This window comes from Halococcus dombrowskii (genome assembly GCF_022870485.1).
Classification (GTDB): Archaea; Halobacteriota; Halobacteria; order Halobacteriales; family Halococcaceae; genus Halococcus; species Halococcus morrhuae.
Map to the genome: position 1 here is coordinate 1,742,786 of NZ_CP095005.1, position 24,087 is coordinate 1,766,872.

General features: G+C 59.7%; 25 protein-coding genes, 1 tRNA gene and 1 pseudogene. 12 read left to right on the forward strand and 15 right to left on the reverse strand.

Annotated elements, in window-relative coordinates:
• Nucleotides 1-3 precede the first annotated feature (3 nt).
• The 4 genes from MUK72_RS09090 to MUK72_RS09105 all read right to left on the reverse strand — a co-directional run bounded on the left by MUK72_RS09090 (nucleotide 4) and on the right by MUK72_RS09105 (nucleotide 2,323).
• Nucleotides 4-315: a DUF433 domain-containing protein gene (locus MUK72_RS09090; protein WP_244699271.1), complete on the reverse strand. Its 312-nt coding sequence runs from the start codon at nucleotides 313-315 to the stop codon at nucleotides 4-6.
• Nucleotides 316-380: 65 nt separating this feature from the next.
• Nucleotides 381-1,688 carry an acetamidase/formamidase family protein gene (locus tag MUK72_RS09095; protein ID WP_244699273.1) on the reverse strand — a complete coding sequence of 436 codons (1,308 nt, stop codon included), beginning with the start codon at nucleotides 1,686-1,688 and terminating at the stop codon, nucleotides 381-383.
• 96 nt (nucleotides 1,689-1,784) lie between these two features.
• Nucleotides 1,785-1,952, reverse strand: coding sequence for a hypothetical protein (locus MUK72_RS09100; protein ID WP_169316344.1), 168 nt, complete (start codon nucleotides 1,950-1,952; stop codon nucleotides 1,785-1,787).
• A gap of 299 nt (nucleotides 1,953-2,251) precedes the next feature.
• Nucleotides 2,252-2,323 (reverse strand) — tRNA-Ala (locus MUK72_RS09105).
• Nucleotides 2,324-2,500: 177 nt separating this feature from the next.
• On the opposite strand from MUK72_RS09105, the gene MUK72_RS09110 reads away from it, so the two are divergent.
• Genes MUK72_RS09110 through MUK72_RS09125 form a run of 4 tightly spaced genes read left to right on the forward strand, consistent with a single transcriptional unit; the run spans nucleotide 2,501 to nucleotide 4,961 of the window.
• Complete coding sequence (locus MUK72_RS09110; RefSeq protein WP_244699274.1) at nucleotides 2,501-2,962, forward strand: 30S ribosomal protein S15; 462 nt, start codon at nucleotides 2,501-2,503, stop codon at nucleotides 2,960-2,962.
• Nucleotides 2,963-4,072: an exonuclease RecJ gene (locus MUK72_RS09115; RefSeq protein ID WP_244699276.1), complete on the forward strand. Its 1,110-nt coding sequence runs from the start codon at nucleotides 2,963-2,965 to the stop codon at nucleotides 4,070-4,072. It abuts the gene before it with no gap.
• Complete coding sequence (locus tag MUK72_RS09120; RefSeq protein WP_244699278.1) at nucleotides 4,069-4,329, forward strand: KEOPS complex subunit Pcc1; 261 nt, start codon at nucleotides 4,069-4,071, stop codon at nucleotides 4,327-4,329. Before MUK72_RS09115 ends, MUK72_RS09120 begins: the two co-directional genes overlap by 4 nt.
• Nucleotides 4,326-4,961, forward strand: coding sequence for a 30S ribosomal protein S3ae (locus tag MUK72_RS09125; RefSeq protein WP_244699280.1), 636 nt, complete (start codon nucleotides 4,326-4,328; stop codon nucleotides 4,959-4,961). The genes MUK72_RS09120 and MUK72_RS09125 overlap by 4 nt, the downstream gene beginning before the upstream one ends.
• A 1-nt stretch (nucleotide 4,962) precedes the next feature.
• On the opposite strand, the gene MUK72_RS09130 is transcribed toward MUK72_RS09125, so the two are convergent.
• The gene (locus tag MUK72_RS09130) at nucleotides 4,963-5,379 is read right to left on the reverse strand and encodes a cupredoxin domain-containing protein (protein WP_244699282.1); all 417 of its coding nucleotides are present in this window, start codon (nucleotides 5,377-5,379) and stop codon (nucleotides 4,963-4,965) included.
• Between the two features lie 98 nt (nucleotides 5,380-5,477).
• Here MUK72_RS09130 and MUK72_RS09135 point away from each other — a divergent pair, with 98 nt between their 5' ends.
• The 3 genes from MUK72_RS09135 to MUK72_RS09145 are packed head-to-tail and all read left to right on the forward strand — an operon-like array spanning nucleotide 5,478 to nucleotide 9,274.
• The gene (locus MUK72_RS09135; RefSeq protein ID WP_244699284.1) at nucleotides 5,478-6,179 is read left to right on the forward strand and encodes a protein sorting system archaetidylserine synthase; all 702 of its coding nucleotides are present in this window, start codon (nucleotides 5,478-5,480) and stop codon (nucleotides 6,177-6,179) included.
• Between the two features lie 23 nt (nucleotides 6,180-6,202).
• Nucleotides 6,203-7,591, forward strand: coding sequence for a HEAT repeat domain-containing protein (locus MUK72_RS09140; protein WP_244699286.1), 1,389 nt, complete (start codon nucleotides 6,203-6,205; stop codon nucleotides 7,589-7,591).
• A gap of 54 nt (nucleotides 7,592-7,645) precedes the next feature.
• On the forward strand, nucleotides 7,646-9,274 hold the full coding sequence (locus MUK72_RS09145) for a phospholipase D-like domain-containing protein (protein ID WP_244699288.1): 1,629 nt from the start codon (nucleotides 7,646-7,648) through the stop codon (nucleotides 9,272-9,274).
• A gap of 29 nt (nucleotides 9,275-9,303) precedes the next feature.
• Here the strand turns inward: MUK72_RS09145 and MUK72_RS09150 are convergent, their stop codons facing one another.
• Both MUK72_RS09150 and han read right to left on the reverse strand, forming a co-directional pair.
• Nucleotides 9,304-9,453 carry a hypothetical protein gene (locus MUK72_RS09150; protein ID WP_161605862.1) on the reverse strand — a complete coding sequence of 50 codons (150 nt, stop codon included), beginning with the start codon at nucleotides 9,451-9,453 and terminating at the stop codon, nucleotides 9,304-9,306.
• 149 nt (nucleotides 9,454-9,602) lie between these two features.
• Nucleotides 9,603-11,495 (reverse strand): Hef-associated nuclease, encoded by a 1,893-nt coding sequence (gene han / locus MUK72_RS09155; protein WP_244699290.1) that lies wholly within the window; start codon nucleotides 11,493-11,495, stop codon nucleotides 9,603-9,605.
• Nucleotides 11,496-11,593: 98 nt separating this feature from the next.
• Here han and MUK72_RS09160 point away from each other — a divergent pair, with 98 nt between their 5' ends.
• Genes MUK72_RS09160 through MUK72_RS09170 form a run of 3 tightly spaced genes read left to right on the forward strand, consistent with a single transcriptional unit; the run spans nucleotide 11,594 to nucleotide 12,874 of the window.
• Entirely contained in the window at nucleotides 11,594-12,076 is a 483-nt protein-coding gene (locus tag MUK72_RS09160) for a JAB/MPN domain protein-containing protein (RefSeq protein WP_244699293.1), read from the forward strand.
• A complete protein-coding gene (locus MUK72_RS09165) occupies nucleotides 12,073-12,513 on the forward strand; it encodes an FAD synthase family protein (protein ID WP_004052158.1) in 441 nt (146 codons plus the stop codon). Before MUK72_RS09160 ends, MUK72_RS09165 begins: the two co-directional genes overlap by 4 nt.
• A gap of 55 nt (nucleotides 12,514-12,568) precedes the next feature.
• Nucleotides 12,569-12,874 (forward strand): hypothetical protein, encoded by a 306-nt coding sequence (locus tag MUK72_RS09170; RefSeq protein WP_244699295.1) that lies wholly within the window; start codon nucleotides 12,569-12,571, stop codon nucleotides 12,872-12,874.
• 38 nt (nucleotides 12,875-12,912) lie between these two features.
• On the opposite strand, the gene MUK72_RS09175 is transcribed toward MUK72_RS09170, so the two are convergent.
• From MUK72_RS09175 to MUK72_RS09190, 4 genes and pseudogenes are all read right to left on the reverse strand, one after another.
• The gene (locus MUK72_RS09175; protein ID WP_244699297.1) at nucleotides 12,913-14,508 is read right to left on the reverse strand and encodes a DUF7289 family protein; all 1,596 of its coding nucleotides are present in this window, start codon (nucleotides 14,506-14,508) and stop codon (nucleotides 12,913-12,915) included.
• 1 nt (nucleotide 14,509) lies between these two features.
• Nucleotides 14,510-15,670, reverse strand: a pseudogene (locus tag MUK72_RS09180) (type II secretion system F family protein); the annotation flags it as partial.
• Nucleotides 15,671-16,603: 933 nt separating this feature from the next.
• Nucleotides 16,604-16,939 carry a hypothetical protein gene (locus MUK72_RS09185; protein ID WP_244699299.1) on the reverse strand — a complete coding sequence of 112 codons (336 nt, stop codon included), beginning with the start codon at nucleotides 16,937-16,939 and terminating at the stop codon, nucleotides 16,604-16,606.
• Complete coding sequence (locus MUK72_RS09190) at nucleotides 16,936-17,412, reverse strand: hypothetical protein (protein ID WP_244699301.1); 477 nt, start codon at nucleotides 17,410-17,412, stop codon at nucleotides 16,936-16,938. Before MUK72_RS09190 ends, MUK72_RS09185 begins: the two co-directional genes overlap by 4 nt.
• Nucleotides 17,413-17,788: 376 nt before the next feature.
• Between MUK72_RS09190 and MUK72_RS09195 the strand changes: the two genes are divergently transcribed.
• On the forward strand, nucleotides 17,789-18,082 hold the full coding sequence (locus tag MUK72_RS09195; RefSeq protein WP_244699303.1) for a hypothetical protein: 294 nt from the start codon (nucleotides 17,789-17,791) through the stop codon (nucleotides 18,080-18,082).
• 149 nt (nucleotides 18,083-18,231) lie between these two features.
• Here the strand turns inward: MUK72_RS09195 and MUK72_RS09200 are convergent, their stop codons facing one another.
• Both MUK72_RS09200 and MUK72_RS09205 read right to left on the reverse strand, forming a co-directional pair.
• Nucleotides 18,232-18,795 carry a hypothetical protein gene (locus MUK72_RS09200; RefSeq protein ID WP_244699305.1) on the reverse strand — a complete coding sequence of 188 codons (564 nt, stop codon included), beginning with the start codon at nucleotides 18,793-18,795 and terminating at the stop codon, nucleotides 18,232-18,234.
• 354 nt (nucleotides 18,796-19,149) lie between these two features.
• Nucleotides 19,150-20,532, reverse strand: a complete 1,383-nt coding sequence (locus tag MUK72_RS09205) for a bifunctional DNA primase/polymerase (RefSeq protein WP_244699307.1) — start codon at nucleotides 20,530-20,532, stop codon at nucleotides 19,150-19,152.
• Between the two features lie 540 nt (nucleotides 20,533-21,072).
• Here MUK72_RS09205 and MUK72_RS09210 point away from each other — a divergent pair.
• Nucleotides 21,073-22,242, forward strand: a complete 1,170-nt coding sequence (locus MUK72_RS09210; protein WP_244698896.1) for an ISH3 family transposase — start codon at nucleotides 21,073-21,075, stop codon at nucleotides 22,240-22,242.
• A 322-nt stretch (nucleotides 22,243-22,564) separates the two neighbouring features.
• On the opposite strand, the gene MUK72_RS09215 is transcribed toward MUK72_RS09210, so the two are convergent.
• Both MUK72_RS09215 and MUK72_RS09220 read right to left on the reverse strand, forming a co-directional pair.
• Nucleotides 22,565-23,551 carry a tyrosine-type recombinase/integrase gene (locus MUK72_RS09215; protein ID WP_244699316.1) on the reverse strand — a complete coding sequence of 329 codons (987 nt, stop codon included), beginning with the start codon at nucleotides 23,549-23,551 and terminating at the stop codon, nucleotides 22,565-22,567.
• 2 nt (nucleotides 23,552-23,553) lie between these two features.
• Nucleotides 23,554-24,048 (reverse strand): hypothetical protein, encoded by a 495-nt coding sequence (locus tag MUK72_RS09220; protein WP_244699318.1) that lies wholly within the window; start codon nucleotides 24,046-24,048, stop codon nucleotides 23,554-23,556.
• Nucleotides 24,049-24,087 lie beyond the last annotated feature (39 nt).

The following is a 24,087-nucleotide window of genomic DNA, read 5'->3' on the forward strand; positions in this document are numbered from 1 at the left end:
AGTTTAATTGGTTTGTGATTTGCTGTTTAGCCACAGCTCAACCGCTAGTTCGTCAAGACCAGTAATTGCCTCCTTCCGATGTTCGCGCACGCGCTCGGCAATCTTTTTGCGTAGTTCACGCATCTCCTCGGGATGTTCGTGATAGTACGCGAGCGCGGTGTGGACCTCTCCGAGCGTGAGGTCGAACTGTGTGGTCACTTCCTCGGGCGTACGGCCGCTCTGGATTTGGTCTACGACGTGAAGCACGCTAATTCGTCGCCCTTCGATTCTGGGCTTTCCGCCCAGCACCTCCGGTGTCGAGACGATCTCGGCCATGTGGGCTCTATGCACGCCAGCGGATAAAACCTATCGCGGCAGCCATCGAACAGCGATGCCCGCCGTTAGAGATCGTACTGCTCTCTCACCAGTTCCCCGATGCCGCGCTCTTCGAGACGGTCCATCGGCGCGAGCATCGTGAGTTGCACGACGCCGGGCAGGCGACCGATCTCGACGCCACCGGTGAAGGTGCATCGGCCCCGGATTTCGCCCTCGGACATGTCGAGCAGGTCGCCCGCGCGGTCGAAGGCGTTCTCGGTCGCGGCGTTGATCGTCTCGCCGCTGCCGATGACCTGAATCGGTCCCATTGCTTCGGTCATCTCGACGCCGTGCTCGTCGGCGAGCGCGCGGCCAGTCTCGCGTTCCATCTCGGTGTAGGGCGTTGCGATGTGCGAGAGGTCCTCCTCGTTCGGGAGCAAGAGTGGACCGTCGATGTCGAGGCCCTTGATGACCTCGACGCCGAGTTCGGTGCGCCCGCTCACGTCGGTGGTGTGCAGCGACAGCTCGCCATCGCCCTGATTGGCGTGGAGGTCGCCGACGTAGACTCCGCCGCCGTCGACTTTCACCGGGCAGACGAGCACCGCGCCCTCGCGGACGGCGTTGACGTCCATGTGACCGTCCGTACGCTCCGCGAGCGCTTCATCGTCCGGAAGCCCCCAATCGTGCTCGGCCCCGAGGAGGAACTGGCCGAAGTCGCCGGCGTTGTGCGAGTCCGGCAGTTCGATCGGCGGTGTGGTGCCGATGTTGCCGATGAAGGGACGGAGATGACCGAGCGTGCCGGCCATTCCAGAGGGTTTGTAGAGGAGGATCGGATGCTGGCGGGAGTTCTCGGGGAGTGCCATCGCCTCGCGGGCGTTCTCGGCGAGCTCCTCGGCCGCCGCATCGTCCATCGTCAGTCCCACACTCCTATCCTCGTCGAAGGCTACGGTGTAGCCGAACTCGAAGCCGAACGAGGAGGCGTTCGCGCCGCACTCGGCGCACTTGATGGATTCTTCGCCTGTGCCCTCGACGATACTCTCGGGCCACTCGGTGCCGCATTCGGGACAGCGATGATCGACGAACGGATCGTCGCCGAAGGCCTCGTCGCGCTCTCGCATGCTGCCGGTGCTCGTCGCGACGCTCGTCACTTCGACTGACTCGATCGTGAGCACGATCGCGTCGCCCACCTCGGCGTTCTCGACGGCGATCGGCCGCGTCACCTCGTGGCCACCCCGGAAGTCGGGCGTGATCATCGGTCCCCAGCACGCCGGCGGTGTGTGAGTACGAACGGTGCCACCGTCGGCGACGGTACCGGCCCACTCCTGATCGGGGCCGACCAACCCGAGCGTGTACTGGTCGACAGTGAGTTCTTCTTGGATCTCGCGTTGTGCCATGACCAGAGTCACTATGACATACAGTGACATAAGCATCTCTGTCGGATCAATGCCAAGAACCCATACCGGTGGATCGCGCCGGACGAGCCCGACCGACTATTCGGCGATCGCCTGCGCGACGAGCGCGATGATGATGACCGGGATGCCGATGCCCGATGCGATGAGTACCACGAGGATCAGGATCTTGCCGACGGTGCTTGCCTCGCCCCAGATCGAACGCCGTGCGTCGTTGATGCTCTCCGCGAGGTCGGTGATTGCGCCCATACTCGTTCCATTGAGGTGACGCCCTCCTCACCGTTTGGCCGTCCTATGCAAGCGTCCATGATTCACTATCGGGTCAGTTCGACCACGAGCTTCGACGAACGCAGGAAGGCGGTTTCGCGAGCAAAGAGACGATCATCATCCACTCCGGAACGGTAGTGCGAGCCACCGTCACCGCGAGCGAACGCAGTGAGCGAGCGGGCGCGAGGACGACCGGAGGGAGTCCGACGCGCTTTTTGGTCCAGATTTTTGCCTGAGCGAAGCGCGCCGCTGGCGCGCGAGCGAAGTGCAAAAAGGTGGGATGGACTCGTCGGGATTTGAACCCGAGGCCTTCCCCGTGCCAGGGGGATGATCTACCACTGATCTACGAGCCCGCATCCCCTGCTATCGCCGTCTATCTCATAAACCCATCGTCATCGAGTCGAAACGGTTTACTTCGGTGCGGGAAGTGTTGAGAGTGGGAACAGCACGGCCGCAAATCCGACTCGTCCACGTGGACTCCGAGATTGCGGTAGTGTCCGTAGCGTTTCGTGCGACTCCTATCCTCAACAATGGCACGAATGCATACACGACGCCGCGGCTCGTCCGATTCGGACAAGCCCGTGGCGGACGATCCACCGGAGTGGAGCGACGTCGACGCCGACGCGGTCGAGAACCGCGTCGTCGAGCTGGCCGAACAGGGCCACAGCCCGAGCGAGATCGGTCTCAAGCTCCGCGACGAGGGCGTTCAGGGCACGCCGGTGCCGAACGTCCAGCTGGCGACCGACAAGAAGGTCACCGAGATCCTCGACGAGCACGACGCGGCGTCGGGGCTCCCCGAGGACTTCCGGAACCTGCTCGAACGGGCCGTCAGACTGCGCGAGCACATGACCGCGAACCCGAACGACGCCCAAAATAAGCGCGCGCTCCAGAACACGGAGGCGAAGGTCCGCCGGCTCGCCGACTACTACCGCGGCGACGAACTCGATGCGGACTTCGAGTACACCTACGAGCACGCAGAGGAACTCCTATAGATGGCGATCGCCGGTCGCCCCGAGAACTCGCCCGCGGCCGACAGCGTTGCCGACGCGCTTCGCGAGGCCGCGTTCGTCCGACTGCTCGCGAGCGACGACGCCGACTCGCTCGCGGCGGCCGGACTGCTCGGTCGTGCGCTTGCCGAACGGGACGTCCCGTTCCAGGCGCGCGTCACCGGGCGAGCCACGGCGGCGACCGACGATGCGATGACCGTCCACATCGGTGTCGAGGGTGGTGATCTCACCCTCTCCAGGGAACCGTCGGCCAGCGAGACAGCGATCGGGATCGCCCGCGATCTCGGTGGCGATCCCGACCCGATTCTCGCGCTCGCCGGTTCCTTTCCGACCGATTTCGAAGAGAGCACTGCCCTCGCGGACGCCCGCGAGCGTGATCTCGTCGAGCAGCGGCCCGGCGTCGCGATGCCGGTCGCCGACCATGCCGACGGGTTGGCGCACACGACGCTCGTCCACGCCCCCTTCTCGGGGGACGCGGAGGCGGCCGCGGCGGCGCTCGATGGACGGGACGATCCCCGGGAGATCGCCTCCCTGCTCGCGCTCTCGGTGGCGTCCGCGGACGACGCGACGCCGCGGGCCGCCGAGTCGGTGGCGCGTGCGCTCAGGCCCTACACCATCACCGGGAACGACGAGCACAGCGACGACGAGCAGCCGGCAACTGTCGGCGGCTACGCCGACGTGCTCCGTGCGTGTGCCCGCGAGCGACCCGGCGTCGGCCTCGCGCTGGCGCTCGGTCACGACGTGTGGGACGCCGCGCTCGCGGCCTGGCGCACACATGGAAACCGGGCGCACGCGGCGCTCGACGGGATGACGACCGAACGCCATCGGGGCCTGTTCGTCGCTCGCGTCGACGACGCACCGCTCGCAACGGTCGCCCGCCTTCTGCGTGATTTCCGCTCGCCGGAACCGGTCGCGCTCGCCGTCTCGGAGACGCGCGCCGCGGCCGCAGCGATCGACGATGTGAACATCGGCGAACGGATGGACGAGGCGGCAGCGGCCGCGGGCGGTGACGGCGACGGGAGCGCCCGGCGCGGTCGCGCGCGCTTCGAGGACGCCGACGCGTTCGTCACGGCGTTTCGGGAGGCGTCGGCGTGAAGCGCGCACGACTGCGGACGGATTCCGCAGCTGCGGGGATCGTCGCGGCGGCGCTCGAACCGGACAACACGGCGGAGATGGAGACCACGGTCGCGGGCGATACCATCGAGACGGCGCTCGAACGCGAGCGGGTCGGTGGGTTGCGCTCGACGGTCGACGACTACGTCGTCAATCTCACGGTGGCCGAACGAATCGTACGGATCGCGAACGAACACGACGAAGCGGACGACGACAGAACGGACAACGACATAGCATGAGCGAACGTTCAGTATCACGACAGCAGCAGACCAAGCGGTGGTACACCGTCTTCGCGCCCGAGTCCTTCGACCGGGCCGAACTCGGTGAGACCCCCGCCGACGAACCGAACGCGGTGCTCGATCGCACCATCGAAACGACCCTCGGTGAGCTGACCGACGACGCCGGTGCGAACAACGTCAAGCTCACCTTCCGCATCACCGACATCGGCAGCGACGCCGCCTACACCGAGTTCGAGAAACACGAACTCACGCGCGATTACCTCGGCAGCCTGGTGCGCCGCGGTGCCTCGAAGGTCGAGGCTTACCTCACCGTGCGCACGAGCGACGACTATCGCGTGCGCATCCAGCCGGTGGCCTTCACCACGAAAAAGGCCGACGACAGCCAGGAGAAGGCGATCCGCAAGGAGATGACCGAGCTCGTCGAGGAGGCCGCGAGCGAGCGCACCTTCGAGGAGCTCACCGACAGCGTCACGCAGGGGCGACTGTCGAGCGCCATCTACGGCGAGGCACGGACGATCTACCCGCTGCGACGCGTCGAGATCGGCAAGCTCGCGCTCGATGCCCACCCCGACGAGGTCGCCGAAGAGGAAGCGACCGCCGTCAACGTCGACGAGAGCGACGTCGAGGTCTGAGCTACTCGACGACAGTAAATTTTCCGACCATTCCCGTCGGCTCGTGTGGAATGCAGAAGTAGTTGTACGTCCCGGGTACCTCGAAGGTGTGTTTGTACGTTTCGCCGCTCGCGATACCGCCGCCACCGTTCGCGTTCCACGCCTCGCGGGCGGCTCCCTCGCCGTCGAACCCGCCGGAGGCGAAGAACGTCGCCGCGTCGGGGATGCGTGACTGGTAGGCAGTCACGGTGTGGGTTCGCGAGCCCGTGTTGTGCCAGATGACCGGCTCGCCGACGCGTGGCTCGAAGTCGTCCTCGGGGAGGAAGTCGCTCGAACTCATCCCGATGTCGTAGTCGGGTTGCTCGCGCGAGGAGCCGATACAGCCGGTGAGACCGACGGCAACGCCCACGGTCGCGGTGAGAAACGCGCGGCGGTTCATGGGTTTGGCTCCGAGCGCCGGGGGTATAGGCCCCGCGATACCGGCCCGTCCGACGGCGAGCAGAAACGCCTAAACCGCCCGTCGGCGATGGCGCTGACATGGCTACTCGGCCGCGGTTCGTCGCCGCCCTCAGCCTCGCCGACGGCGTCACGGCGACGAACGCCGCCCTCGGCTTTCTCGCGGCCGCGCTCGCGCCGTTCTCGCCCCCGTTGGCCGCCCGACTCGTCCTGCTGGCGGCGGTCGCGGACGGACTCGACGGCGTGCTCGCGACGCACGTCGGCAGCACGCCCGTCGGCGAGTTCCTGGACTCGCTGGCCGACGTGGCATCGTTCTGTGTCGCGCCCGCGCTGCTGGTCGTCTCGACGGTCCGCCTCGAACGGGGAATGACGCCGGAGGGAACGGGATGGCTGGCGCTCGCCGTCGCGGCGCTGTTCGTCGTCAGCGGTGTCGTCAGACTCGGGCTCTACACGGCCTACGATGTCGAGCGCGGGCAGACCGAGGGCGTCCAGACGACGCTCGCGGCGACGGTGTTGGCAGCGGGCTTGCTCGCCGGGATCGCGACGCCGGCGGTCCTCATCGGCGCGACCGCAGTCTTCGCCGGGCTGATGGTCGCGCCGATCGGCTATCCCGATCTCCGCGTGCGCGACGCGCTCGTCATGGGCGTCGTGCAGGCGGGGGCGATCGTTGCGCCGACCGTTCTCTTTCGGGTCTTTCCGCGCGCACTCCTCGTCTGCGCGCTCGCGTATCTCGTGCTCGGGCCGCGATTCTACCCGACGGGCGGCGAAGGGAAACGCACTTAGGCGATTCGGGCGAACGCCGCAGCATGAGCGACGGGGACGAGCCTGCGGACGACGGCGAGCAGCCGGCCGACGAGGACGGGGGCGAACTCGAGGCGCGGACGCCCGAGGCGCTCGACGAACGTCTCGACGAGATCGAAGCGGAACTCGACGAGGCCGAGACCGAAGCCGACCTCGATAGCGTCGAAAGCGATCTCGACGAGGTCGAAGCGGAACTCGACGAGGCCGAGACCGAAGCCGACCTCGATAGCGTCGAAAGCGATCTCGACGAGGTCGAAGCAGAGATCGAAGCGGCGGATCTCCCCGAACCCGACGAAGACGAGGAGGACGCCGACGACCCGCGCGAGGAGCTCGAATCGCGCGTGACGGAACTACGCGACGCGCTCGACGACCAGCGCGGCCCGTACGCCGAGGACGCGGTCGAGGAGATCGAGGGTGCGAAATCGACGCTCACCGAGACGCGCTGGACCGAGCAGGGCGAGGACGAGATCGCCGACACGGTGCACTCATTCCTGGATTCCGTCGGCGAGACGCTCGACGAGGAATTCACGGCCGCGAACGACGAATCCGAAGGGCTCGCGGCGGCGCTCGACGATGTGATCGCGGTGATCGAGGAGCGAGCACTCGATCCCGACGACGATGCCGAAACCGTCGCCGAACTGATCGAGGCCGCCGACGAGCTCACGACGGGGCTCGACGATGCCGAGGAGTGGGACGATCTCTCGGTGCGGGAGAAACTCACCGTTGAGGGGTTCTACGACGTGCTCACGCCCGAGACCCGGAAGGACTTCCCGCCGGAGTGGAACGCCATCAAGATCTACGAGGAGCAGGGCGATCCCGACCCCATCCTGCGCGGGCTCGACATGTTCGGGTCGGAGTTCATGGAGGAACACTGCATCGAGTCGCTGAAGCGCATGGGCGCGCCCGAGGCCTACGACGTGATGGAGGAGCGCGCTCAGAAGCGCAACAAACCGCCGATCGAGGTGCTTGGGAAGATCGGCGACGATCGCGCACTCGACACTCTCCACGAGTATATCGAAGGTGAGAGCGATCCGGCGCTCCAGAAAGTCACGATCAAGGCCATCGGCGAGATCGGCTCGACGGAGTCGACACAGGCGGTCGCCGACCGGCTCGTGGCCGACAACGAGACCGTCCGCTCGAACGCAGCGCGCGCGCTCGGCCTCATCGGCGACACGCGCGCGATCGCGCCACTCGCCGACGTGCTCTCCGACGACGACTCGAACGCCGTGCGCGCGAGCGCGGCATGGGCGCTCAACCAGATCGGCACCGAGAACGCGCTCGACGCCGCCCGCGAGCACGCCGACGACCGCTCGTTCCTCGTCCAGAGTGAGGCAGAGAAGGCCGACCACGCGCTGGCCGACGAGAACGGCGACGCCGCCGAAACGACCGCCTGAGACGCGTTCCATCGAGACGAACGTTTATATACTCGAACGCGACCATCGCGGCGTGTGTCCGTTCGTGCCGTCGTGCTCGCACTGGTTCTCGTCGTCGCCTCGTTGAGCGGATCGGTGCTGGCGGCCGACAACGAATCCGTCGCGGAACCCGACGGTCCACATATCGAGACGGTCTATCCGAACCCGCTCGCCGACGGCGATGCGGGCGAGTACGTCGTCGTCGACGTTCCCGACCGGACGAACCTCTCGGGCTTGTCGATCGGCGATAACGAGACGACGATCGCGCTACCCAACGAGACCGTCGGGGGACGAGTTGCGGTGACGAACGATCCGAACGCGACGAACCTCTCGGCGTCGACGGTGATATCAAACGATTCGCTGAGCCTCGCCAACGGTGGCGAGGAACTCGTCCTCGCCGACGGCGGGAGCGTCGTCGACGAAACGGCCTACGAGGACGCGCCCGACGCCGAGATCTGGAACCGAACCGCCGACGGTTGGACGTGGGAGCACCGCGGCGCGACGGACTTCGAGGCGGTGCAGTTCGACGCGACGACGGCACGGGCGTTCGTCCTGCCCGACGCGCCGGGCGTTCCGATCGACGTCCTGGATTCGGCGGACGAGCGCATCCTGCTCGCTGGCTACTCCTTTTCCTCCGAGCGCGCCGCGCGTGCGCTCGAACGGGCCGCAGAGCGCGGCGTCGAGGTGCGGATGGTGGTCGACGACGCACCGGTCGGTGGCATCAGCGAGCGACAGGCCGAACTGCTCGACGAACTCACGCGGGCGGGCATCCCGGTCGACGTCATCGGCGGTGACTGGGCACGATACGACTATCACCATCCCAAATACGCCGTCGTCGACGACCGTGCGCTCGTCATGACCGAAAATTGGAAGCCGTCGGGTATCGGCGGGAAGTCGAGCCGTGGCTGGGGCGCGGTCGTCGAGGGTGACGTCACCGACCGACTCGCCGCGGTGTTCCACGCGGACGCGGACTGGCGCGACACCGCCCCGTGGAGCACGTTTCGCGCGAACCGCACGTTCGAGGACGACGAGGTAGCCAACGAGAGCTACCCGACGACCTTCGAACCGACGAACGTGAGCATCGAGAGCGCCCAGCTGCTCGCCGCGCCCGACAACGCCGAAAACGCGCTCGTCGAGCGGCTCGACGACGCCGACGAGTCGATCGACGTCGTTCAGGCCTCCATCGGTAGCCGGCAACAGCCGTTCCTCCGGGCGGCGATCCGTGCGGCCGAACGCGGCGTCAGGGTGCGAATCCTGCTCGGCGGTGCGTGGTACTCCGAGGAGGACAACAGCGCCCTCGCCGAGTGGTTGAACGGGAGAGCCGCCGCCCGAAACCTCTCGCTCGAAGCGAAGGTCGCCGAATCGGGATCGCGCTTCGAGAAGATCCACGCCAAGGGCGTGATCATCGACGGTGAGGAGGTCGTGGTCGGCAGCATGAACTGGAACAACAACTCCGCCAGGGAAAATCGTGAGATCGCCCTCGTGCTCGACGGCGAGGCGGCCGGTGACTACTACGGAAAGGTGTTCGAGGCCGACTGGACCGGTGGCGAGCAGCGTAGCCTCGACACCGGGACCGAGACGCCGCTTCCCGTGGGTGTGATCGCGGCAGTGGTCGGCGTCGCGGTGCTCGCTGCCGTCGTCGCTCGCCGCATCGAGTTCGAGTAGACGAGTAATTCGTCAGGTCGGCCTGCCGTTCAGTCCAGCTCCGCTATCGCGTCGTCGATGTCGAACGCCTCGGTGTGTTCGGAGCCTTCCTCACCCCGATCGACCCCTTCCTGATCCTCGTCGATCTCGACTTCCGGGCCCTCCTCTTCGGTGAACTCGGTGTGAACGCCCCAGGGCATTAGGACCACCCGTTCCGAACACGTTCGATCACCCGATACCGATTCGTCTCGATGAAGAGCGGTGCGACACTCATGATGGAATGCAAAATAGGCGCTACACGTGCTTAGGTCCGTCGGCCGGTGGGTCTGTTCGGGTTTCGCCGGGTCTCTCAGTCCTCGAAGCCGGCGACGGATGCGCTGCCGAGCTCCTCGTCGATCTCCGCCGCACCCATCTTCGTTTCGAGTGCGTCGAGGACTTCCTCGCGCATCCCCTTGACGAACTTGATCGAGCCGACGACGAGGTGGCCGCCGCCGCTGACGCCGCCGTCGGTCTCGGCTTCGAGCTCTTCGACCATCTGCGGGATGTCGAGGCGCACGCCGTCCGAACGGAGCACGGCGAAGTCAGGGCCGTAACCGACCGTGACGACGGGCCCGTCGCTGTCGGCCACTTTGCGGTCGTGGATCGCGCCCGTGGTCTTGCCGGGGGCCGGATATGTGAATCGGTGAGCGTGACGCTCGACGTCGATCCGGTAGAGATCGGCACCGTTGTCGAGAGTCGCGCTCTCGACGTGTGGCATGGCAGCGTCGAGCTGTTCGTCGGTGTCGCGTGCGGCCCGTTCGGCGAAGAACTCGACGAGGGCGTCGTGTCGGGAGTCGTCGGCGGCATCGACGCCGAGCACGTCCGTGAGGAGTGATTCGCCAGCGCTGTAGCGCAGCCAGTGGGCCGCGTAGTCGAGCGCGTCGCCGATCGACTGGAGGTCGTCCTCGTCGTAGCCCGCCTCGCGTGCGAGGGCGAGGTAGTCGGCCATCGCGTCGGCCTCCGAGCGGTCGGTGAGACCGGCGACCGCCGGCACGTGTGTGAGTTCGTCGGTGATCTCGGGATGGATCATGCGCGCGAGCTCGACACAGAGCATCCCGGTCGTCACTCGGTAGTCCTCGCCGTGGAGGTAGGGGTTGACGTGTTCGGCGAGCAGCCCGTCGACCGCATCGGGATCGGGATGGTGGTGGTCGACGGCGACAATGGGGATGTCGTACTGGGCGAGCGCCTCGTAGGCCGGGACGTCCTCCTCGGTCGATCCGTTGTCGAGCATCACCAGAAGTGGAAGCTGCTGGCCGTGGCGGTCGCGGTCGCCGAGCGCGAAGTTCAGGTCGCGAGTGACGTCCTCCATCTCGTAGTAGGGGGCCTTGCTCGGCAGCCGCTTGAGCAGATGGCGCGCCGCCGAGGGATCGCCGTGGACCTCCTTGATGAACCGTTCGAGCGCGAGCGCAATGGGGATCGAGGCACACATCCCGTCGCCGTCGGCGTGATGGCGGATGCGGATCGGTCGGTTCTCCAGCACGGCACGACGTAGACGCGTCGCCACGGCTTCGAGATCGTCCTGCATCGTTTCGAGCGCCGGCCAGTCGACGAGCGGCTGCACGTCGTGGGGCGTCGCCTGTTCTTCGAGCGCGCTGTCGAGGCGCTCGCGGATTTCGTCGCTCTCGTCGACGGCGTCGAGCGATTCGACCTCCAGCTGGAGCGCGCCCTCGCGGCGCTCGACCCGGCCTGTGACTCTGACGATATCGCCGAGTTCAAACGACGGGTAGGCACGGACGCCGGCCGCCTCGAAGGCCGCACATGGAACGATCCCGACGCCGTCGCGCAGCGTGAACACGGTCGGCCCGCCGGTCTGTTTGATCTGGACGAGCTCGCCCTCGACGGTGATCGACTCACCGACTCGCTTGGCGAGGTCGTCGGTCGCCGTGATGTCGGGCTCGTGGTCGACCTGGACCGTCTCGCGGTCCGTGGCATCGATCGATTCGAACCCGAGATCGCCGTTCTCCCTGACGTCGACGAGGCGTACGGTGAGCTCGTCGCCGACGTCGTAGCTCCCGTCAAGGTTCGATTCGTGAACGAGACCGGAGACCGATGCAGAGAGATCGACGAAGACACCGTATTCGACGACACCGTTGACCGTCGCCCGGTAGCACGCACCCTCCTCGACGTCCTCGATCGTACAGTCGGGAGCGAGATCGTACACGGGGTCGTCCCCGGTCGCCTCAGAGCGCGATGGCGTAGACATTCTTGACAGTCGTTCGCCGCGACCGACTTTAACGCTTGGCAAACACGGTGGTCGGCGCTCCGGAACGCTTAGATGGACGCCGAGCGACGTGTGTCCATATGGGGCTGTTCCGGTCACGTGAGCTACTCGGCATCGCCGCCGACACCATGGAGTTCGCTCGCTCGGCGGCCGCCGAGACCCACCCGAACGAGTATATGGGTCTCCTGCGAAGCCAACCCGCCGACGAGCTCGATCTCGACGACGCCGGCAGCGTGATCACCGACGTGCTCGTCATCCCCGCGACGGAGTCGAACCCGGTCAGCGCCACGGTGAAAACGAGCCTCGTGCCAAACGACATGCGCGCCGCCGGATCGATCCACTCCCATCCCAACGGCGTGCTCCGACCGAGCGCCGAGGACCGTGCCACGTTCGGCAAGGGCGAGGCACACATCATTCTCGGCGCACCCTACGGACCCGACGACTGGCGCGCGTTCGATCGTGAGGGCGACGAACGCGATCTCCCCGTGCTCGACGTCTCGCTCCCCGATCCCGAGGAGTTCTTCGATTTCACACAGGCCGACATCGACGAGGAACTCCGATGAGCGACGACGCCACGACGGTCATCGCACAGGGGACCTTCGACGTTCTCCATCCGGGCCACCTCCACTATCTCCGCGAAGCGGCGGCGATGGGCGACGTCCTACATGTGATCATCGCCCGCCGTGAAAACGTCACCCACAAGCAACAGCCGGTGCTCGCCGACCGCCAGCGTCGGGACATGATCGCCGCACTCGATCCCGTCGACAGCGCACTGCTCGGCGACAGGGAGGACATCTTCGTCCCGATCGAACGCATCGATCCCGACGTCATCGTGCTCGGTCACGACCAGCACCACGACGAAGCGGGCATCGAACACGCGCTGACCGAACGCGGCATCGACTGTGCGGTCGCGCGCGCCTCCGGCCGCGAGCCCGAATTCGACGACGAGCTGCTCTCGACCGGGCGGATCATCGAGCGCATCTGCGAACAGCGCTGCTGACCGTCCGACGACCGTCTGACTGAGCCTTTTATTGTAGCGCGCACCCACTGAGAGTATGTCAACCATCCATGTGGCGAACACACGTGCGGTCGTCGAGTCGCTCTCCTATCGGAACGCTCCGATTGACCGGACCCCGGCGCGCGACGACGCCGTCCTCGCCGCCTACAAGTATCTCATCACCCACCGGTCGCTCTCGCGGTTCGCACTGGTGGGCAACGTCTATCCGATGCGTGATGCCGGACTCGGTGCGCGAGAATGGTACGACGCACTCATCGTCCCGCTGTTGGCCGATCTTCCCGGCGTCTCACCGCCCGGACCGGGAACGGCGCTCTGGCGTTACGAGCCGGCGTCGGCGGTCTGAGGGGAAATCCAACCGGCAGCTTTTCTCAGGAAACAAAATCAGTTCGTTGTCACGTTGATATAGATCGGGCGTTTCGATGAGCCCTCGGGGTGGAGATAGATGATGAGATCCGCGTTTTCGTACGACGTGGCCACGTCGACCGACGAGATATTGCTTGCTCCGATTTTGTCGAGAACGGCGTGCGAATCACGGATTGGCTGTGGACCGTCCTCGAACGTGTACGTTTGGCCGTCGAACTGGATCGGCTCGTCGGAGTCGTACTCCAGGTCCCCTGGATCGTCGATCTCGAACTCGTGCTCACCGCTGGTTTCGTTCGTTTCCGCGAGATCCTTTTTCGTCCGCACGGAGAACCCGTCGATGTCGTCCGGACCGTTCGGGATGTCGAACGACAGTCTTCCATCGTTGTGGAACGACAGTTTCTCGATCGTGAGCGGCTTTCTGTCCTTGTTTCCGGTAGATCCACCGGATTTGGGGTACGACAGTTCAAACGTCACGCTTTCACTCGTGTCTTTGAGGCTGATGTCGACACTCACCGTACTCCCGCTGTCCATCGTGTCCGGGTTGTAAACGAACGACGCCGTTCCGTTTCCGTTCGCCGTTTGCTGCGTCGAGATGAGTGTTCCCTTGCCAGTGGTAACGCTGGCGGTGATCGGTGTATCGGGCGAAACACGCTGTCCGAAGTGATCGCGCACGCTGACGTTGAGATGCTCGTCCTCGTCGAGCGACACGTCCGGTTGTAGCGGCGATTCGTTGACTAGATGCAATCCTCGATTGGAGCGGCCATCGCTCGCCTCCGGATCGCCCGCCGTTCCCTTGTAGACCTGCACGGTTGTTTCGGCGTCGATGCTGATGGTGGCCGTGTTGAACCCATCCGAATTGGTCGTGTAGCCTGTGAGCTGCGAATCCCTGTCGGCCAGCAGCTCGTTCCATTTCGTTTTCGAGAGGGACGTGGGGACGGCGAGAGTGCCGTTTTTGCCAGCACCGATGGATTCGACTGCCGTCTCGGTCGTGATCTGCGGTGTGATCGTGAGGCTTGCTGTGGGTGCGGATCGTTCGTAACTCCCGTTGAGAAGAACGAGATTGATCGTTTTCTCGCCGCTCGGGAACATCACGCCGCCCGCCGCGAGACCGGTGTTCTCCGAGGTGGAGTAGTCCTTGACCAACATGCCATTCTCGGACGTGAACCTCGTCTCCTCCTGCAACAGATTATAGCTCGGCTGGTAGGAGACGAACGCCGTCTCGAAGCTTCGGCCACCGCTATAGTAGCCGTCTCCATCTAGATCGATGGTGACACCCTGTTTGGGATCGACAACGCTGAGATCACCAACCGTGGCTCCCGGGTTGATCGCGAACGCTCGGCTCGGATACTGGACGCCGGTATCGAGCGTCACCGACCGTGCTCGACCGGACGTTACCGTATCCGTGATCTCGTCGTTCAGCACGCTCATCTGCCCCTCGATCGCTTGGGCGTGCTCGAACTCGACCTCCTCGTTCTGTGCCGGGACGACGCTCGACTGATAGAGCGTGAACACGATCATCACCAGCGCGAAGATCAATACGAACCCCACGACCGGTGAGACGCCGCGCTCGTCGTCCACGAACCGCTGCAGCCGTCGTTTGAGTGTCTCCTTCATGTTATATCACCGCGAAGATGGCGAGCGCGAACGTCGGCAACACGACGGCGAACTTCGCGCCCGTGAGCAGGTCGCCGCTGCGGATGTAGCCCGCGATGAACCCGGACATGATCCCCTGGATCGTCACCGCGTGGAAGAACAGCATCCCCATCAGCTCCACGTCGATATTGGCCCCGAGACCGGCCTGGCCGCCCGCACCGCTCGTGTCGAGCCCCGCCAGCGTGTCGAGGAAGTTCGTCTTCAAGATTGCCATCACCGCCAACAGCGTGAAAAACGTCATCACGATGATGACGATCTGCATCCGGGCCTGCGAGCGCTGTTCGCGCTCGATCTCGTCCTGGTTTTCGCTCGCTCGCGCCGCCGTCGAAAGCACCTCCGTTATCTGACTCGACGCCTCCTGGGCCTTGCTGACGACGTTTACCGTGCGTGAGAGCCGTGGAATGTGGTACTTGTTGTTGAACTCGACCAGCGCCGTCGTCAGGTTCGTCCCGTAGTTCACCTTCGCATACATCGTGTGAAACTCCTCGGCGAGCCGGCCGGAGGAGGTGTCGGCGACGAGGTTCAGTGACTCCAGCAGCGTGAGCCCCGTGCTGTTCGCGCTCGACAGTTTCCGAAGGTTCTCCGAGAGCTTGCCCGTGATATGTCGGCGGGTGCGGACGTTCCACTCGTAGAACACCGCCACCGGCAGACAGTTCACGTACAGCGGGACGTACACCCAGAGGAAGGTGCCGATGATGGAGTGCTCGATGAACCCGTCGACCGAGATCGGCGCACGCCCCGACACGACCGCGAAGGCGACCAGCACGATCGAGGCCGGTAGCGTGAGCGCGAGCACGGCCAGCGGGTGGTCGCGGAAGAAGTGGTGCGGGTTGGCGAGCAGCGCCGCCGTCCGATGGGTCCCCTCGCGACTCTCGATACGCTCGAAGACGCCGTACGAATCGGTGTAGCGTTCGACGAGCCCGAGATCGCTGATGCGCTCGATACCCGTCGTCGCCCCGTCCTCGTCGTCTCCCTCGGGATGGAGATAGCCGTCGCCCACCTCGTCCTGTTTGACCGTCGACACCATGACGGTGAAACCGATCCCGATGAGCGGGATCAGCCCGTAAACGGTCACGTAGAGGAGCAGCGTCTGCGAGCCACCGATCATGCTCATCACCACGAGAAAGTTATCTAGCCAGTCTAAACAGCGTATAGACGATTGACCCCAAGCACACTCCGAACCATGCTCTCGTTGGCAATCTAAGATGATACAGGCCTCACAGGGGGCCGTCTAAGCCTACTCAACCAATTGTAAGGTGTAGGCATCCTATTGACCAAAGAATCGTCTCACGCCTCTCTGAGAGTCTTTGAGGAAGAAGGTGGGGAGAAACATGGGCTGAAAACTCCCTCACCTCCTATTAGTCCCATATCACCCCACCGTAATAAGTCTTGTCAATACAATTTCACTTCTTTAGCGAAAAGTCCGAAACTCTAATTCATTTCTCTGTGTCCGACTCGTGCATCAGGCTCTCTTTGGTCATCTTGAAGGTGGCTCTCAATCGCTACGCCGAGAATTATACCCATGAGAAGGACAGGAATCTGTTTTATCATTCGTAAAGCTGAAATCAAATTATGATTTTGAAGTTCTTTTGTGAGAAAACGGCAATAAAAAGCGGATAGAACAGGTGCGGAATGGGTTCCCGTCTGAAGATGTAAGGAGAACGAGCAAAACCCGCGCGGTCCGTGTCATTGCGGTACTCGGTATTTTTCTGTGAGCAATTTCTGACACCAGAATTTGCCTCAAACTCGGTTTTGGGCAATCCGTTCTAATTCTCGTTTCGTCTCTTTAGGGTGGAAATCGTCAAACGTGTATCTCACCCAATCGTAAGCGGCCCAAAACCCATACTCCTCTAAGAGCATCGAACACACTTCTACTGTTTCGTCATGAGTGGGTTCGGATTCTTGTTCGTCAATCTTCGATTTTAGTTCATCGAGACCCATGAGAAAAGCGGAAACTGCTACAAGTCTCGCAGGTCGGTATCCGATTCCGACTTTTCGGGAGTAACGCGATCTTCAAATTCGTCCGGGGTTAGAACATCAATATCGGAGTAATCCATTAGTTGTCCCCCAGCCGAAGAGAATGAGCAACGTGCAAGCGCTGTTGGCATTCACTCATATCCTCAAACCCATCACTATCAGCATCAATCTTAGACATCCTGTTACCGCCGACATAGATAACATGGACAGACTCACCCTCCGATGAGAGACCCCGGAGGACACCCGAGACAATATCCGCCATTTTATCAAACTTATTTGCCGAAGAATGAACTTCAGCCATTAGGCTATCATCGCTCTCGGCGACGAAAATATCACTGACACACCTTTTGTCCGGGCCAGTTACCCCATCATATGCCGCCGTTCGGAGTTCGGCCTCTCGACTGGTGAGATTCATCGTGCCAATTCCTCAATCTCCGAATTGAGACTACGGCGCTCCTGCTTCAATTCCGTTTTTTCATCATCCGAAGAGTAAGACCGGAGATCGTCAATCTCATCATCTACGTCGGCCTTTTCCTCCTTGAGAGCGGCCATGAGTTCGCCGCGAGCCTTGTCAGCAGCTTTTTCCCACGCACTTCCAGCGGACTCGTAGTTTTCGTAAACCTTTCGGAGTTCTTCAATTTCCGTATCTTCCGTGTCCTCCGAAAGTTCTTCTTCCTTGTCCGCAGCAACTTCTTTGAGCTTCATTTCGCCTGCTTCTTCGTCAAAAACGATAGTAGATTCAGTCATAGTTTTGGATAGTTCTTCAGTTTCGGTGTTGTCTTTGATACTATTCGTCAATTCTTCGCTCTCCATGCCCTCCTCAAACTCATCCATGTCTTGGTCGGTAAACATTTGCTTGAGGATTGCACCCGCTTGGTCGGCATTCATGGGCTTCGCTCGGCCTCTTCCATCAATCGCCGGAGGAGTTTATCATAGCTTTCTTTAGACGATGCTTTTCGTTCAAAAAGAGCCTCCCGAGTGTCCTCAGAGACTCCAATGGTGGTTTCAACAGTCATTTTCTTGTAGTAAATCCCCAATTGCAAACGCGACTACAGACGTGGGGGAATGCCCAGATAAATAGCCAAACAGACAGTCGATCATAGACTCGTTCTTACCCCACCTAGGGACTACAAACACTTAAGTTTAATTAAATTATAATGATAGGTATTATAGTGGAACAAAGATTAGATTATCCCTCTGTCACAACAAACAGAGAGCGTCGTGAGAGCGATTCAATGCCGATGGGACCCATACCCCTCGTTGGATGAGCAACGGCCTTCAGAGGCCATCTTATCGGCGTGAGACAACACAGACGGGGAAGGATGGGGCAAACTTTAACATCCATCCTTCACAGAATTACCATGTGACAGAATATCAGATAACATTCGATCTCGAATACATGGATAAACAAGAGGATGAAAGAACAGCAGAAACCACCGTGATTCAGGAAGCAGAAAATGCGAAAGAGGCTGTTTCAGAACTCCTTCAAATCTATTCTTCAAAGATGAAAGACATACATGAGATCAAATCGTTGGAAGCCGAAAGCGAAGAAAATTAACACAATCATCCACCCCCATTTCTGCTCAACCGCCAATACCCACTTAAACCACTCTGGAGATTAAAGCAAATATATTACTGAATTTTGGAATCCAAAGATTTGGAAGGAAAATATCCGGTGACTTTCGCTATGCTAAGTCATGGGCCTAATTAGCATTCATTTTGTTTGATATATTTTGCAATTCCAGCAATTGCATCTCTCGCAGTATCAATACGTTTTGACAGAGTATCCAAATCCTGTATTCGATAACGTTCTGGGGGATCATGGACTACCCAGTTTCGATAGTCAATTGTATCTTTAACATCATCTGCAACATTATTCCCATCATCGACAAGATTGTAATGTCTTAGTAATTCGTCTTTCTGCTTTTGACTCAAATTTCTAATCAGTATTCGTTCATCCTTATCCTCATCTTCTATGATATGGTCTGAAATTAGCCCCTGTATAAGCAATTGATCTCTTCGTTCATTGAGTAGTTCGTTGGCTATAGCAAACAAAATCACAACTGTATCTTGGTTTTCTCTGAGGAAATCCCGGTGATCGTCACACTCTTGTATAGAATCTTGAATCTCATTAGCACGGCGTATGAAATCATCTTTCAGTGTAGGATATTCCCATACTTCTGCTGAAATTGGTTCCCCATCATCCATAGTTATTGATAATTCAATTCCTGAATTTGGTGTATCTTGTGATTCATTGCCGTCATTTGGCATGTGACATCTTACTATGTGAGACTGTATAAGCTTAATTTTCTGGATATCTAACACATTCAACCCCCATTTGGGCAGGGACTTTCTCTTTTTCGCGAGACCATCGCGCGTCATATCTGCTCATACTATTTTGGGACTCAAACGGTGGGGATACCGGCCCGCGCGTTAAGCGAGCGACCCATCAGAGCGAGCGCCATGCGTTGCAGTGCTGAAAGGCTGCATCCATTACTGTCATTAACGGTTGCCTTAGTTAAGAGAATTGATATAAGACCTTAGGTCGCAATGTCCATTGGCTTGACTAAGGCAACATAGTTGTATGTTGTATTAGTCCTTTAACGGTTGCCTTAGTTAAAATACCTAACTGGTTACTCTGTCGTGGAATTGTTGTATGATGTCTTCACGGTCAACATCATTCTCTTCTAATTTCTCCTTACTGATTCTACCGGGAGTGGTGTAGTAGTAGGTATGCCTTCCACTCCGATACCAGAAAATCAGTCCTTCATCTTCGAGCCAGCTGAGGGCATTTCTAACGGCGCGCTCCTTTCTGTCTACCTCATCCCAATCGGAGTTCTCATCAGCATCATAGTCCATTATCTCTTGTCGGGTAGCAAGTCCAAGGGCTTTCGTGACGTTACGGACACTTCTACGGAGGACAGAGGAGGAATCAGGCCTTTCCTCATTATTGAGTCGAAGGGGACCCCTCATGTTCTTGGTTGGCCCTTGAGTGGCGTATGGCTTCAGTGATGCTCGGTATCCGTCTTCCCGATTAGCCCATTTCCGGGGATCGCCGTTATCGGTAGTGGGGTGTTGGCTACATGAGACATCCATGAGGGTCGAGACAGTCCCCCAGTCACCTTCAAACCAGAATCCAAGGTAGGAAGCGAGCGCACACTCGGCCTTAGAACGGTCGTTAGGGTGGCCAGCATCGCCGTAGTGGCCTGTCCATAGTGCCTGAATACGATTACCCTTCTTGGATCGGAGAGCGCGCTTGAGACGGATTCCGGGGTTTTTGACGGGGGTATCTATCCCAAGACTGTTGATCGTCTCTCCTAGTCGTTCTATGTCGAGTTCGTATTCTTCAGCAACCTCAATCTCTGTCTCTATGGGTGGGGTATCCGGGTTGCTGGCAACAACCGGACGATGTTTGTCGTCTAACTGGGTATCCGATAGTGTCTCGATGGGATAGTCATTCCCAATCTGATAGACGATACCGCTCGGGTGGATTGAGCCGGGGACAAGCACATACTGGTTGTGCGCTCGTATCTCGCCTTCCCCATCCCCAACTTTCGCGTTACTTACGGGATCATTGGGGTCATTCAGGTAGTGTTCGTGAGTCCCCTGTCGGGTGGCTACTGTTAGGGTTGGTTCTCCTGTCGGACAGGGGTATCTCTCGGGGTCGTCATGGTCCGCAAAGACGATACCTTCCGTACCCCATTCGGGCCTCCCAGCGTAGCACACAAAGCCATTCTCGCCGTTCTGAATACGTCTGACGGCTTCATCCCCACTAACTACGGCCTTGTTCGCTTGTTCGGTGGGATCATCGTCATTATCAAAAACTCGGAATCGGTCTTTGGCTATCGGCGCTTTCCCATCATCGCCGAGTGGCATGAGCTTCGGTCGGATACCAGCTTGTTCGTAGGATGATAGCCACTCCTTGAGGTATTCGGCGCGCTCTCTGTCGGAAATATCGGCTTCAGTCGGATTACTATTCTCGGAATACGTTTGTGTTTGGTTTCTCATAAGTTACAGACATATTATGGTGTGGATATGAGAAACCAAGCGAAAGGTTAAAGTCGGAGTAGCCCTTCTATTTAAATGGTTTCTCATATCCTCTGTTTCGGGTTGTGGTATGAACACAACCGGTCTATACTCCTCTTCTTTCCGTAAAGTTGTGTTAGCTAGTCGTATGTATTGAGAACAACGAGGATTGGGCGGACTGGTGAGTAACGGAGGGGCTGCGTACTAAAGAGAACCTGACCATACCCCCACGCTACTCACGCACAGACAAAGTTTGGGACGATTCCCTTACATCCTTTAAGAGAGGGGGGATAAAAAGGCTGTCGCAGGCCGTTTATGTTTGAAAGTATCTATTACAGACTATATATCTCCAATATCCGTTTTTGAAGAGAATTTTTCTTCAATAGTGGATTTTGAAGACTCGCTACCGAAACCTTTATCCGTGAGTGTCCCCTTTATTTACATACAGGCCACCTCGTGCCTGTTTGACTAATCTCAGTACCTCACAAAGCGGGTTAGGTGAACGGGCTGCTTGGTGGATTGATGGAGGCCAACCAAGCAGCCAGTGAACTCACAGAGGACCAGGTGCTTAACTTTCTCGTCAACACGCTCAACGAGGAGATCGATATCGGACTCGGCGAGAACGCCGATATCGACTCCAAGGACATCTGGGACGTCCTCGTCGGCGCAACAGCCGACGAGGACTCGGTCAGTCACCTCTGTGAGATTTCAGAGGACTCACCCCACGGCAATACGATTCTCCATCACCTCCGGACGAAGTTCGAGCTCGCAGAGCTCGAACGAGTCGGCAAGACGCTCATCCAACAGGATACCCTCGAACTCCTTCCGGATCGGCCGGTGGAGGTCGTCGCCGACCTCCACCTCCGTCCGTACTACGGCGAGGAGTACGACTCCAAGGAAGAACTCTACGAGTCACTCGCCAAAGCTGGAACGACCACGTTCCACGGCTATGCCACACTCTACGCCCGCGTACGCAACAAACGCTACACGCTGGCGGTGCGCCGTCTCACCGACGGCGACACCGCCAGCTCGATCCTCGCGGAACTGCTCGGCGTGCTCAACGGCCTTAACCTTGAAGTCAAGGCCGTCTACCTCGATCGGGAATTCTACGATACGTACTGTCTGACGCTGCTCGCTGCCCACAACTACGCTTTCGTCATGCCGATCGTGAAGTGGGGCGAGAAGATTCAGACCGAACTGAGTGAAGGCTGGAGCCGCGTGATCGACCACGACCTCCGAGGGGAAATCGACGGTCACACGTGGACCGTCGATTTCCCGGTCTACATCGACTGTACGTACCAACAAGGAAAGTACGACGAGGAAGGTGTGGCGCGTCACGGCTACGCCGTTGACGCGCCGTTCATCGACACACCGCGTCAGGCTCGGAAGTACTACAGCCGACGCTTCGGGATCGAATCGACCTACCGGTTGTCCGAACGAAGTATTGCGATGACGACGACACAGAATCCGGCGGTGAGGTTTCTGTACGTGCTGATCAGCTACCTCCTCCAGAATGCGTGGCGGTATCTCCACTGGGAGTACGTGGCGTCGCCGCGCCGAGGCGCGCGACGCCTCTGGCCGTGGCGATTCGATGAATTCCTCGGAATGGTGCGGAGAGCAGCGGAGACGGCGCTCGCGGTGCGTCGCGCCGTCCCCGCAAACAAGCCACCGGACGACCGCTTCGAGCGGTAATCCACCGACCGGGAACGCCTACTCAGCGAGTGGCAACACCGTTGCGTCGGCGGCGTTCCGCCGCCGACTGCGACAGGTTTGATGCTCTCGGTGTCGAACAACCCTCCTCAGCAGTTACTCGGCACCGATTTCTCCACCGAATTCACACTCAGAAGCAGTCAACCGACGAGCTTTGTGAGGTACTGAATCTGGTCTTGGCCGGTCAGGTTTGTCGTTCATCGGCAGGCGGCTAATCACCGTTCCATGGTCGGGTTGATAACCCGGTTCTGCCATTTGGTAGTCAGATTACGACCTTCCGGGGATCACTCCCCGGTTCCATAGTTTACTCCCAGTTGCCAAACGACCCGTAAGCATCGCGTACATCTTCCTCGACAAATTGTAGGTATCGTTTGGTCATATCGAGGCTTGAATGGCCCATATGCCGGCGAACTCGCTCTATGTCTATCCCTGATTTGATCGATGCAATTGCATGGGAATGGCGGAGAGTGTGACTGGTGATTTTCCATCGCTTGACCCCGGCTCTATCCTCGTACATCACTTCATTCAGTCCTGCATCCTTGGCCGTGTTACGGACTATCCTGTTGATGTCATTCGAGTGGGCAAACTGTTCGGATTGACCGGATACGAACACATAGGGGGACTCATTCGCTTTGAAGAAGCCCATACGATTCCCTCCGTGTAGCCACTCATCCAGTAGTGGATCTAAACTCGGCTGATAGTAGACGGTTCTATAATCATCCGTCTTTTCGGCATAGACGCGAATTGACCGCTCTCCTTCATCGATATTGTCCACTCTCATGTTTCGGATTTCTCCTTGACGGCAACCCGTCTGAAACATCATCCGAATCATCAATTCGTTTCGGAGTTTGGGGTTTGGGACATGTTCGCAAAGGGTATCCACTTCTTCAGGCGCGAGATAGCTAATCTCATCCCGAGTTTTCTGTTGCTTTCTGGTCCCGCTCAGAACAGATTTGAAGTCAGTCCGATTTACCCTCTCGCACGGTGATTCGTCTATATCGGGTTCAGGATTCTCATAGGATAGGTCGAGCAGAAACTCATAGAAGTTAGTGACCGTGGAATAGATACTGTTTGCCGTCTCGGGGGCATAATCCTCCTCCCCGAGATAGATGATAAAGTCCTCAATCCCGAATTTGCCGATGGAGAGTAGATCATATTCCTGTCCGGCCAGCCACTTCTTGTATTTGCCCAAACCATACTTCCGGTTGTGATGGGTGGATTCCGATTTCTGTTGCTTAATCCGCCGAAGGTATCGGTCCTTGTATCGGTCTAATTCAGGTGTGTCGCTCATGATTAGACCCTCCGATAGTAATGCCGAGTCCCATCTTCCTCTACGCTATATTCGACCAGATTAGTCTGTTCAGCGGTATGGTCAAGACATTGGGTGACTTTCAACAGCGAGAGTCCGGTCTTTTCACCGATTTCTTCGGTGGTTAAGCCCACTATATCGGATGTTGTCCTTCCTTTGTCAACCGGAAGAGCGCCTACTACATCGGGAATTTTGCCTTTGGTATCGTCGGGGATGGAGATTTCCTTTCGGATAGTTCCAATGGTATCATCCATACCATCTACTGTCCCCATGAGAGCGCGGATCATCGTCTGTATCTCCGATAGCTCCTCAGTATGATCCACTCCCCCACCTGTCTGTCCCGAGTCACCTGCTATCAGTTTCTCGCCCGCGTGTCGGATGAATCCCGACAGACTCCTTCCTCTGTCCTCTGCTTCTTCTTCCCATACCCCTTTGCGCTCTTCATCGAGTTTGAAGGTGACAAGTTTTGTTTCGCCCATTTTGCTTTCCTCTGTTTGGTCATTCACCCCCCGATCGTA

Excerpts from the sequence above, each read along its gene's own strand:
- MUK72_RS09125 (WP_244699280.1), top strand. The coding sequence starts at position 4,326 with ATGAGCGAACGTTCAGTATCACGACAGCAGCAGACCAAGCGGTGGTAC.
- MUK72_RS09185 (WP_244699299.1), bottom strand. The coding sequence starts at position 16,939 with ATGAATCTCACCAGTCGAGAGGCCGAACTCCGAACGGCGGCATATGAT.
- MUK72_RS09135 (WP_244699284.1), top strand. The coding sequence starts at position 5,478 with ATGGCTACTCGGCCGCGGTTCGTCGCCGCCCTCAGCCTCGCCGACGGC.
- han (WP_244699290.1), bottom strand. The coding sequence starts at position 11,495 with ATGTCTACGCCATCGCGCTCTGAGGCGACCGGGGACGACCCCGTGTAC.
- MUK72_RS09205 (WP_244699307.1), bottom strand. The coding sequence starts at position 20,532 with ATGAGAAACCAAACACAAACGTATTCCGAGAATAGTAATCCGACTGAA.
- MUK72_RS09190 (WP_244699301.1), bottom strand. The coding sequence starts at position 17,412 with ATGAATGCCGACCAAGCGGGTGCAATCCTCAAGCAAATGTTTACCGAC.
- MUK72_RS09200 (WP_244699305.1), bottom strand. The coding sequence starts at position 18,795 with ATGCCAAATGACGGCAATGAATCACAAGATACACCAAATTCAGGAATT.
- MUK72_RS09140 (WP_244699286.1), top strand. The coding sequence starts at position 6,203 with ATGAGCGACGGGGACGAGCCTGCGGACGACGGCGAGCAGCCGGCCGAC.
- MUK72_RS09170 (WP_244699295.1), top strand. The coding sequence starts at position 12,569 with ATGTCAACCATCCATGTGGCGAACACACGTGCGGTCGTCGAGTCGCTC.
- MUK72_RS09220 (WP_244699318.1), bottom strand. The coding sequence starts at position 24,048 with ATGGGCGAAACAAAACTTGTCACCTTCAAACTCGATGAAGAGCGCAAA.
- MUK72_RS09210 (WP_244698896.1), top strand. The coding sequence starts at position 21,073 with ATGGAGGCCAACCAAGCAGCCAGTGAACTCACAGAGGACCAGGTGCTT.
- MUK72_RS09195 (WP_244699303.1), top strand. The coding sequence starts at position 17,789 with ATGAGCAACGGCCTTCAGAGGCCATCTTATCGGCGTGAGACAACACAG.
- MUK72_RS09090 (WP_244699271.1), bottom strand. The coding sequence starts at position 315 with ATGGCCGAGATCGTCTCGACACCGGAGGTGCTGGGCGGAAAGCCCAGA.
- MUK72_RS09165 (WP_004052158.1), top strand. The coding sequence starts at position 12,073 with ATGAGCGACGACGCCACGACGGTCATCGCACAGGGGACCTTCGACGTT.
- MUK72_RS09095 (WP_244699273.1), bottom strand. The coding sequence starts at position 1,688 with ATGGCACAACGCGAGATCCAAGAAGAACTCACTGTCGACCAGTACACG.
- MUK72_RS09150 (WP_161605862.1), bottom strand. The coding sequence starts at position 9,453 with ATGCCCTGGGGCGTTCACACCGAGTTCACCGAAGAGGAGGGCCCGGAA.
- MUK72_RS09100 (WP_169316344.1), bottom strand. The coding sequence starts at position 1,952 with ATGGGCGCAATCACCGACCTCGCGGAGAGCATCAACGACGCACGGCGT.
- MUK72_RS09175 (WP_244699297.1), bottom strand. The coding sequence starts at position 14,508 with ATGAAGGAGACACTCAAACGACGGCTGCAGCGGTTCGTGGACGACGAG.
- MUK72_RS09160 (WP_244699293.1), top strand. The coding sequence starts at position 11,594 with ATGGGGCTGTTCCGGTCACGTGAGCTACTCGGCATCGCCGCCGACACC.
- MUK72_RS09115 (WP_244699276.1), top strand. The coding sequence starts at position 2,963 with ATGGCGATCGCCGGTCGCCCCGAGAACTCGCCCGCGGCCGACAGCGTT.
- MUK72_RS09130 (WP_244699282.1), bottom strand. The coding sequence starts at position 5,379 with ATGAACCGCCGCGCGTTTCTCACCGCGACCGTGGGCGTTGCCGTCGGT.
- MUK72_RS09110 (WP_244699274.1), top strand. The coding sequence starts at position 2,501 with ATGGCACGAATGCATACACGACGCCGCGGCTCGTCCGATTCGGACAAG.
- MUK72_RS09215 (WP_244699316.1), bottom strand. The coding sequence starts at position 23,551 with ATGAGCGACACACCTGAATTAGACCGATACAAGGACCGATACCTTCGG.